Annotated in this window: 11 protein-coding genes; 5 read left to right on the top strand and 6 right to left on the bottom strand. The window is 70.9% G+C overall.

The window, feature by feature from the left end:
* Positions 1-2,055 (top strand): ABC transporter substrate-binding protein (locus KN815_RS42990; RefSeq protein WP_253209604.1); only part of this gene is annotated, 2,055 nt, incomplete at its 5' end.
* Here the strand turns inward: KN815_RS42990 and KN815_RS42985 are convergent.
* Entirely contained in the window at positions 2,028-2,828 is an 801-nt protein-coding gene (locus KN815_RS42985) for an SDR family NAD(P)-dependent oxidoreductase (RefSeq protein ID WP_216347190.1), read from the bottom strand. The two genes, KN815_RS42990 and KN815_RS42985, sit on opposite strands and share 28 nt — an antisense overlap.
* A 161-nt stretch (positions 2,829-2,989) precedes the next feature.
* Between KN815_RS42985 and KN815_RS42980 the strand changes: the two genes are divergently transcribed.
* The gene (locus KN815_RS42980) at positions 2,990-4,285 is read left to right on the top strand and encodes a serine hydrolase domain-containing protein (protein ID WP_253209603.1); all 1,296 of its coding nucleotides are present in this window, start codon (positions 2,990-2,992) and stop codon (positions 4,283-4,285) included.
* Between the two features lie 169 nt (positions 4,286-4,454).
* Here KN815_RS42980 and KN815_RS42975 read toward each other — a convergent pair whose 3' ends face one another.
* Both KN815_RS42975 and KN815_RS42970 read right to left on the bottom strand, forming a co-directional pair.
* Positions 4,455-4,673, bottom strand: coding sequence for a DUF397 domain-containing protein (locus KN815_RS42975; protein ID WP_216347189.1), 219 nt, complete (start codon positions 4,671-4,673; stop codon positions 4,455-4,457).
* On the bottom strand, positions 4,670-5,482 hold the full coding sequence (locus KN815_RS42970; protein WP_121824723.1) for a helix-turn-helix domain-containing protein: 813 nt from the start codon (positions 5,480-5,482) through the stop codon (positions 4,670-4,672). The genes KN815_RS42975 and KN815_RS42970 overlap by 4 nt, the downstream gene beginning before the upstream one ends.
* A gap of 181 nt (positions 5,483-5,663) precedes the next feature.
* Between KN815_RS42970 and KN815_RS42965 the strand changes: the two genes are divergently transcribed.
* The 3 genes from KN815_RS42965 to KN815_RS42955 are packed head-to-tail and all read left to right on the top strand — an operon-like array spanning position 5,664 to position 6,549.
* Complete coding sequence (locus KN815_RS42965) at positions 5,664-6,020, top strand: hypothetical protein (RefSeq protein WP_216347188.1); 357 nt, start codon at positions 5,664-5,666, stop codon at positions 6,018-6,020.
* Positions 6,017-6,334, top strand: coding sequence for a hypothetical protein (locus tag KN815_RS42960; RefSeq protein WP_216347194.1), 318 nt, complete (start codon positions 6,017-6,019; stop codon positions 6,332-6,334). The genes KN815_RS42965 and KN815_RS42960 overlap by 4 nt, the downstream gene beginning before the upstream one ends.
* Positions 6,331-6,549, top strand: coding sequence for a hypothetical protein (locus tag KN815_RS42955; RefSeq protein ID WP_216347193.1), 219 nt, complete (start codon positions 6,331-6,333; stop codon positions 6,547-6,549). Before KN815_RS42960 ends, KN815_RS42955 begins: the two co-directional genes overlap by 4 nt.
* Positions 6,550-6,615: 66 nt before the next feature.
* On the opposite strand, the gene KN815_RS42950 is transcribed toward KN815_RS42955, so the two are convergent.
* The 3 genes from KN815_RS42950 to KN815_RS42940 form a co-directional block, all read right to left on the bottom strand.
* Complete coding sequence (locus KN815_RS42950) at positions 6,616-7,398, bottom strand: energy-coupling factor ABC transporter ATP-binding protein (RefSeq protein WP_216347187.1); 783 nt, start codon at positions 7,396-7,398, stop codon at positions 6,616-6,618.
* Positions 7,383-8,147 (bottom strand): cobalt ECF transporter T component CbiQ, encoded by a 765-nt coding sequence (gene cbiQ, locus KN815_RS42945; protein ID WP_216347186.1) that lies wholly within the window; start codon positions 8,145-8,147, stop codon positions 7,383-7,385. Before cbiQ ends, KN815_RS42950 begins: the two co-directional genes overlap by 16 nt.
* A gap of 2 nt (positions 8,148-8,149) precedes the next feature.
* Positions 8,150-8,534 (bottom strand): PDGLE domain-containing protein (locus KN815_RS42940; protein ID WP_216347185.1); only part of this gene is annotated, 385 nt, incomplete at its 5' end.

The following is an 8,534-nucleotide window of genomic DNA, read 5'->3' as shown; positions in this document are numbered from 1 at the left end:
GCACCGCCCGGCTTCGGCCCGCCGCCCCCGCCGTACGACCACGAGCCGACGCCGCCCACGTTCATGGGCACACCCACGCCGCCGTACGAGCCGGGAGCGGCGCCCGCGGACCACGAACCGGCCGTCCCGGCCCCCGGGCCCGTGCCGCTGCCCGCGGTGCCGCCGATGCCCACCTGGTCGCCGATGGCCCTGCCGTCGCCCGCCCCGCTCCCCGCCCCCGGCGGCGCCTCTCCGGGCCACCGCCGCGCCGTCACCTACGGGCTGGCGGGAGCGCTCTTCGTGGCCCTGGTGGCCGCGGGCATACCGCTTGCGATGTCGTGGATGAAGGGCTCCGCCAAGGACGACTCCGGGCACAACACCTCGAAGTCGTCCAGCACCCCGAAGCCGGGGCCCACCTCCGGGTACAACGTCGCCGCCAAGGGGGGCGTCGTCAACGCCTCGACCAAGCCGGGCGGAACGCTGAAGTTCATCAGCAAGAGCGACGCGGATTCATGGGACCCTCAGCGCAGCTATGTGGGCTTCGTTTGGAACTTCTCGCGCTACTACGCCCGCCAACTGGTCACCTACGCCCCCAAGCCCGGTAAGGACGGCACCGAACTGGTCCCGGACCTCGCGGAGAAGAAGGCCGAGGTGACCGACGGCGGCAGGACGTACACCTACACCCTGCGCAAGGGGATCACCTGGGAGGACGGCTCCCCGATCACGCCACAGGACATCAAATACGGCATCGAGCGGATCTGGGACCAGGACAAAATCTTCGGTGGCCCGGTCTTCATCCAGGAGGCGCTCGATCCCGGCCACACCTACAAGGGGCCGTACAAGGACACGTCCGAGGACAAGCTCGGCCTGACGGCCATCGAGACCCCGGGCCCCAGGACCATCGTCTTCAAACTGCCGAAGGCCAACGGCGACTTCGAGCGCATGCTGGCGACACCGTCGGCATCACCGGTGAAGAAGTCGAAGGACACCAAGGACAAGTACCAGGAGAGGCCATTCTCCTCGGGGCCGTACAAATTCGGGCCTTACCGGCCGGGCACATCGCTGGAACTGGTCCGTAACACCAAGTGGAATCGGTCGTCCGATCCGATCCGCACCGCCCTTCCCAACCAGATCACGGTGAATATTCGCGGCGACGAGCAGACGAACGCGAAAGCCCTGTTCTCGGGCGCCTATGACCTGGATCTGCAATCCTACGGACTCACCAAACCTGCCCTCACCCAGGCCACGAGCAGTTCCGGCCTCAGCGCCCGGCTGGACAGCCCGTCCAACGGGTTACTTCTGTTCGCGGCCCTCCCCCGCTCCGTCAAACCCCTGGACAACGTCCACTGCCGTAAGGCGGTCCTCTACGCGGCGGACAGGGAGAACGTGCGGACCGCCGCGGGCGGTCCGCAGACCGGCGATATCGCGCCCCATATGCTCCCGCCCGCCATCGGGGGCTCCGACTCCTCCTACGACCCGTACGGGACGGTCAAGAGCAAGGGCAAGCCGGACACCGACAAGGCGAAGGCCGAGCTGAAGGCGTGCGGAGAGTCCAAGGGATTCCGGACCACCATCGCGGTGCGCAACAATCGCCCCGTCGACGTGGATGTCGCCGTGTCGCTCCAGGCATCGCTGCGGAAAGTCGGCATCACCACCGAGATCGATCAGATCGACGCCAACCATTTCAGCGATACGATAAGCGCGCCCGCGACGGTGAAGAAAAAGGGATACGGCATCGTCCTGTACCGGTGGGGTGCCGACTTCCTCACCGGGCAGAACTTCCTACAGCCGCTCGCCGACAGCCGTTTCATCGAGTCCACCGGCAACTTCAATGTCGCGGAGATGGCCGACCCCACGGTCGACGACCTCTTCGACACGGCGATCGCCGAACAGGATCCGGCGAAGGCCGGGAGCGACTACGCGCAGATCAATCGGAGGATCTCCGACTCCGCCGCCTATCTGCCCCTCCTGTTCCAGAGGAGCGTGATCTGGCGCGGCTCCCGGCTGACCAACGTCTATACGAGCGATTCCTGGGAGGGCGGCTACGACTATGTCTCGCTGGGCGTCTCCAAGTGACCGAAGGCCCTGCGCACCGCCACGTTCGTGGTGGTGATGCCGCCGTCCACGGGGAGGGTGGTGCCGGTGATCCAGGCGGCGTCGGATGAGGCGAGGAAGGTGATGGCGGCGGCGATGTCGGCGGGTTCGCCGACCCGGCCGAGCGGGTAGACCTCGGCGGCGCGGCGCAGGGTGTCCTCCCGGCCGTCCCAGCCGGGGGTGCGGATCGTGCCGGGGGCCACGAGGTTGACGCGGACGCCCCGCCGGGCGGCGTGGGCGGCCAGGGTACGGGTGAGGCTGCCCAGGCCCGCCTTGGCTGCGCTGTAGGCGTGGTTACCGAAGTCCTGGAGGCCGTTGACCGAGCCGACGTTGACGATCGCGCCCCGGCCGTCCGCGGCGGCCAGATGCGGCAGCGCGGCGCGGGAGCAGCGGAAGGCGCCGCCGAGGGTGACATCGATGTCCTGCTGCCATTCGTCGTCCAACTGGTCCTCGAACAGCGGGGGGTCGACGTGGCATGAGTGGGCGCTGTTGACCAGGACGTCCAGCCTTCCGAAGCTCCTTACGGCGTGCGCCACGGCCGCTTCGGCGTCCGCCCGCCCGGCCACATCGCAGCCCAGCGACTCGGCCTCGCCGCCGTCGGCCCGTATGGACGCGGCGGCCTTGGCGGCCCGTTCGCCGTCCAGGTCGGTGATCAGCACCCGGGCGCCCTCGTCGGCGAAGCGGCGGGCGGTGACCTCCGCGATCCCGCGTCCCGCGCCGGTGAGCATGACCGCGTAGCCCTCGAATCTCCGCACCGTGTGCCCCTTCTCGTCGGCTCTCGGACCGCGGCCGCCCCACGGTGACGTGTCCGCCGGTGATCCTGCCCGCCCCCGGCATGATCCTCACCCGCGGGACGTTGCACCATAAGAAGAAACACAGCACACACGCGCGGGTCGGCATGGCGGGAGTCGGATCAGTGGTGGACGTCCAGGGCACGGTGGCCGACGGTTTCGAACCGGTCCGGGACGCCTTCGCGGCGAACTTCACCCGGCATGGCGAGCGGGGTGCGGCCATGGTGCTCTACCGGGAGGGCGAGAAGGTCGTCGATCTGTGGGGCGGCGCGAAGACCCCAGACGCGAAGACCCCGGACACGAGGGCCCCGGACACGGAGGCCCCCGACACGAAGGCCCCCGACGACGACGGCGCGAGCGGCCCCGGGGCTTCCGGCGGCGGCCCCGAGCCCTGGACCCAGGACACCGCCCAGGTCGTCCGGTCGGTCACCAAGGGCGTCGCCGCCGCCGTGCCGCTGCTGCTGCATCAGCGCGGCCAACTGGATCTGGACGGCCGGGTCAGCACCTACTGGCCGGAGTTCAAGGAAGCCGGCAAGGAGCGGGTGCTGGTGCGGCATCTGCTCGCGCACCGCACCGGCGTGCCCGTGCTCGACACCCCGCTGACCCCCGCCGAGGCCGTCGACGGCATATCCGGGCCGCGGGCCGTCGCCGCCCAGCGCCCCGTATGGGAGCCCGGTACGGCCCACGGCTACCACGCTCATACGTATAGCTGGCTGGTGGGCGAGCTGGTGCGCCGGGTCACCGGGCGGACCATCGGGCGCTGGATCGCCGAGGAGATCGCCCGCCCGCTGGGGCTCGACCTGTGGCTCGGGCTGCCCGAGGCACAGCGGGGCCGGGTCGGCCGGATCGCGGCGGTGGAGGCCCTGGCCGCGCCCGCCGCCCACGGTCCGCGGCTGCGCCCCAAGCGGTCGGTCGCCGAGGCGTATCGGGACCCCGAGTCGCTGACCCGGCGGGCGTTCGCGGCGATCACCCCGGTGCCGGACGAGAACGACCCCGGCTATCTCGCCGCCGAGCTGCCCGCCTCGAGCGGGGTGGCCACCGCCGAGGCGCTGGCCCGCTTCTACGCGGCGCTGATCGGCCCGCTGCCCTCGGCCCGTACGGCCCGCTCGGGAGGCAGGCTGTTCGCCCCGGCGACGCTCACGATGGCCCGTACGGAGGAGTCCGCGGGGCCGGACCGGGTCCTGGTCGTCGGCACCCGATACGGCCTCGGCTACATGCTGCACGGCCCCGCCTGCCCGCTGCTGGGGCCGGGCTCCTTCGGCCACCCGGGGCGCGGTGGCTCGCTCGCCTTCGCCGACCCGGAGGCGCGCATCGGCTTTGCCTACGTCACCAACGGTATGCGGCGCGGTGTCACGGCGGATCCGCGTGCGCAGGCGCTGGTGCGCGCGGTGCGGACCAGCCTGGCGGCGCTGGAGGCGTAACGGCCCGAGGGGGCCGCGGGTGCGGCGGGGCGGCGCGACGGAGGGGCGATACCGCGCGCCCCGGCCCCCTCCCTTGCGGCCCCATGCGGTACGAAGCCGTACCGGGGCAGCGCGACGTCCCCTGCCGAGCGGTCAGGGGACGCAGAAGCTGATGACTCGTCAGCGTTCGTCAGACGCCGTGGAACTCTCCACCCCTGACAGCCGATATGAACGATGCCCAGGACGACGGGGGGAAGACCAACGCCGGACCCCTGGGGTTCTTGCTGTCGCGAACGGGGACGACGGCAGGGATGCCGTCAGCCACCTCAACGCATGTGCCCCCGTTGCTGTCGCTATACGTACTCTTGCGCCACACCACACCGGGCAGGGCGCTTGCGTTGCGGATCATGGTTGAAGTTCCTTCATGGTGGTGGCGAGCAGGTCGATTGAGGCTGCGGGTGACAGGGCCTGCGCCCTGAGCAGATCATAGGCGCGCAGGGCTGCCCTGACATGCTCAGGATCGGGCAGTAGCTGGCCTTGAGCGAACCCGTCCGCAAAGACGACTTCGGGGCCTTCCTCAAGGGTCAGAACGTGGAACGAGCCGACACCCGCGTGCGGTCCGGCGGAGTAGGGGACCACCTGGACAACGGTGGTCGGAGTCTCGGATGCCTCAATGACCCGGGCCAACTGGTCATGCATCACGCGGGGTACCCCGGCAGGGCGACGAAGTACGTTCTCATCAAGGATGATCCACAGCTCAGGCGGGTTCTCCCGCGTCAGGATGTCTTGCCGTGTCAGCCGCGCCGCTAGCAGGTCGTCGACGTTGCTCAGGCGTCCGGCTTCCAACGCGGCCCGCGCATAGTCCTCGGTCTGCAACAGGCCAGGAATCACGCGTAATTCGAACGACCGAATGATCTGGGCTTGCGCCTCAAGCTCAACGTAGGGCCGGAACCACGAGGGATACGCGTACTTCATAATCAGCGGCCAGAGACGGCCGAACAACCCCCCTGTGTTCAGCACCTCATCGACACGAGCCGCGAACTCTCCGGACGGGACCCGCTGCGCTGCCTCCAGCTTCGCCAAAAGCGACGGAGTCACGAACACGGACTTCGCCAGAGCACGCTGGGTCATACCGGCTTCCTCACGTGCCCGACGTAACTCGCAGGCGGCAAACGCCAGCACAGACGACGACGGATCGAGTTTCTCCGCTGCACCCATGTGCCCACCCTCCATTGACAAGCCGCGAAGTCAACGCCACCGCCCTCTGATTGTGGCACCAGAGGGCAATGCTTTGCGTACAAAGAGTGATGACCGGTCACACGGTCTGAGCAACGTCTGACCCCGGCGACCGTGCTACCGGCCCCGGGGCGTGGCCACCAGCTTTCGAGGAGCTGATCGCATGCACGACCTTATCCGGTGCGCACTCGTATGGGTGAGGGCAGTTCTGGCCTTACGGCCGCCCGGCCGTCACCGTGCCGTCCGGAACCTCCCCGCGTCGTATCCGACGCCTTCCCGGCCCGTGGCGGGAGCCGTGGTCGTCCCGGCCGGTGGGCCCGGACCGGTGCCCCCGCGCCCTTGCCCCGACTCGCCGACCCTGGAACTGCACACCGTTCCCCGCCTGCCACGGGGCAGCGAGCTGCCCGCCCTGGTGCGTCCCTACGCGGTGGCCGATGAGCGGCGGCAGCGAGAGCGGTCGAAGAGCGTCCCCCGGGTGGAGTTGATCTGTGCTCCGCACGGGATGGTGGTAATCCGGTGACCGCCACCGGCCATGCCGCGCCCGCCCCGGCCCCCGGCTGCGTCCTGTGCGCCACCCCCGGCACCTTCGGGCCCCGTAACCCCGCCGAGCCGCGTTCGGGCCTGTGCCCCGCGTGTATCGCGGCCGGGAAGCCCACCCGCGACGGCCTCGAACAGGCCGTCGTGATCGTGGCCGGACAGACCCTCGCGGGGGCGGAAGCCCTCGACCTGGCCACCGCCCCGCCGGAGGAACTGTCCTACCACCTCGGCGCGGTGAAGCGCAGCCTACGCAGCGTGCTCCAGCTCCTGGCCCCGGTCGAGAGGGAGGGCCGGTGAACGCCCACAAGGCCCGGAGCGGGGGCGAGGGGCCGAGGATGACGATGCGTGTCTACACGATCGCGCGCGACGGGATGGTGACCGCGCGGCGCGCGTTGGTGGCCGTGCTGGTCGGGGAGGACGTCAACCCCTACGCGTTGGGGCAGGCGTGGCCGCCCTGCCAGTGTCCCCGCCACCGGGAGGAGAACGCCGCCCACCGCTTCCGGCGTACCTGAGACGGCCGTCTGCACGCCGCGTCCGCGCGCGGGTGGGCGGACCGCCCCGTCACCTCACCGGCCCCGTCACCTCACCGGCGCCGTCACCGAGCGGGGGTCGAAGCCGAAGGGGAGCTCCAGCCGGTGCTCACGCATCAGCTCCTCGTCGCACAGCAGCTCCTGCGTCCCGCCGTCCGCCGCGATCACCCCGCCGCTGAGCACCACCGAGCGCGGGCACAGTTCCAGCGCGTACGGCAGATCGTGGGTGACCATCAGCACGGTCACCTCCAGGGACCGCAGGATGTCGGCGAGTTCGCGGCGCGAGGCCGGGTCGAGGTTGGACGAGGGCTCGTCCAGGACCAGGATCTCCGGCTCCATGGCCAGCACGGTCGCCACGGCCACCCGCCGCCGCTGCCCGAAGGAGAGGTGATGGGGCGGCCGGTCGGCGAACTCCGCCATCCCGACCCGCTCCAGGGCGTGGCGCACCCGCTCCTCCAGCTCCGGGCCGCGCAGTCCGGCCGCGGCCGGGCCGAAGGCCACGTCCTCGCGCACGGTCGGCATGAAGAGCTGGTCGTCCGGGTCCTGGAAGACGATGCCCACCCGGCGGCGGATCTCGGCCAGATGCGCCTTGGCCACGGGCAGGCCAGCGACCGTGACGGTCCCGGCGCCCGCCGTAAGGATGCCGTTGAGGTGCAGTACGAGCGTGGTCTTGCCCGCGCCGTTGGGGCCGAGCAGCGCGACCCGCTCACCGCGGGCCACGGTCAGATCGACGCCGAAGAGGGCCTGATGGCCGTCGGGGTACGCATAGGCCAGACCGGCCACCTGGAGGGACGGCGGGGTGGTGGCGGGGTCGGTCAAGGGAGCATCCATCCGGTCAGGCAGACCGCGAGCGCGGTCAGCGGGAGGGCGGCGGCGTGCATCCACTGGGCACGGGACGCCGTCACATCGTCGATCACCGGCATGGTGCCCGTATAGCCCCGGCTGACCATCGCCAGGTGGACCCGTTCGCCCCGTTCGTAGGAGCGGATGAACAGGGCCCCGGCCGAGGAGGCGAGCACCCCCCAGTGGCGCACCCCGCGCGCCTCGAACCCGCGTGACTGGCGGGCGATCCGCATCCGGCGCATCTCATCGGAGATGACATCCCCGTAGCGGATCATGAACGAGGCGATCTGGACCAGCAGCGAGGGCATCCGCAGCCGCTGGAGCCCCAGCAGCAGGGCGCGCAGCTCGGTCGTGGAGGCCAGGAGGACGGAGGCGGCGACGCCGAGGGTGCCCTTGGCGAGGATGTTCCAGGCGCTCCACAGCCCGGACTCGCTGAGCGACATCCCCAGCACCGCCACCCGCGGGCCCTCCGCGATGAACGGCATCAGCACGGCGAAGGCCACGAACGGGATCTCGATCAGCAGCCGCCGCAGCAGATACCCGGCCGGTATCCGGGCCGCCGCCGCCACTGCGGCCAGCAGCAGCGCGTACGCCCCGAAGGCCCAGACGGCCTCGCGGGGCGTGGAGACGACGACCAGGACGAAGCAGAAGACTGCCGCGATCTTGCAGTGCGGGGGGAGGGCGTGGACGGGCGACCGGCCCTCCCGGTAGAGCTTGTGCGCATGTCCCGCGCCCACCGTCAGCCCCGCTCGCTCTCGGCCGTCGCCCGGCGCCGCCGTACGACGATGAAGACCCCGGAGCCGACGGCGAGCGTGGCCCCCACCCCGATCACCCCGGCGAGCCCGCCGGAGAGCCGGGCGTCGGAGATGTCCCTGACGCCGTAGTCGGCGAGCGGGGAGTCCTTGGCGGCGTGGTCCTCCGCCTTCGCGTCGATCCCCTTGTCATGGGCGACCTTCTCCAGCCCGTCGGGGCTGGCGGAGGCGTAGAAGCTCACGACCCCGGCGCACAGCAGCGCGGCCGCGAGCCCGGCCAGCCATACGCGCCGCGTCGACCGCTGCGGCAGGGCGGCGGGCTCGCGGGTCGCGGAGGTCTCGGGGGTCTCGGGGGTCTCGGGGGTCTCGGGG

This window comes from Streptomyces niphimycinicus, assembly GCF_018883605.1.
GTDB classification, from domain to species: domain Bacteria; phylum Actinomycetota; class Actinomycetes; order Streptomycetales; family Streptomycetaceae; genus Streptomyces; species Streptomyces niphimycinicus.
This window is presented reverse-complemented; position numbering and strand designations above follow the sequence as displayed.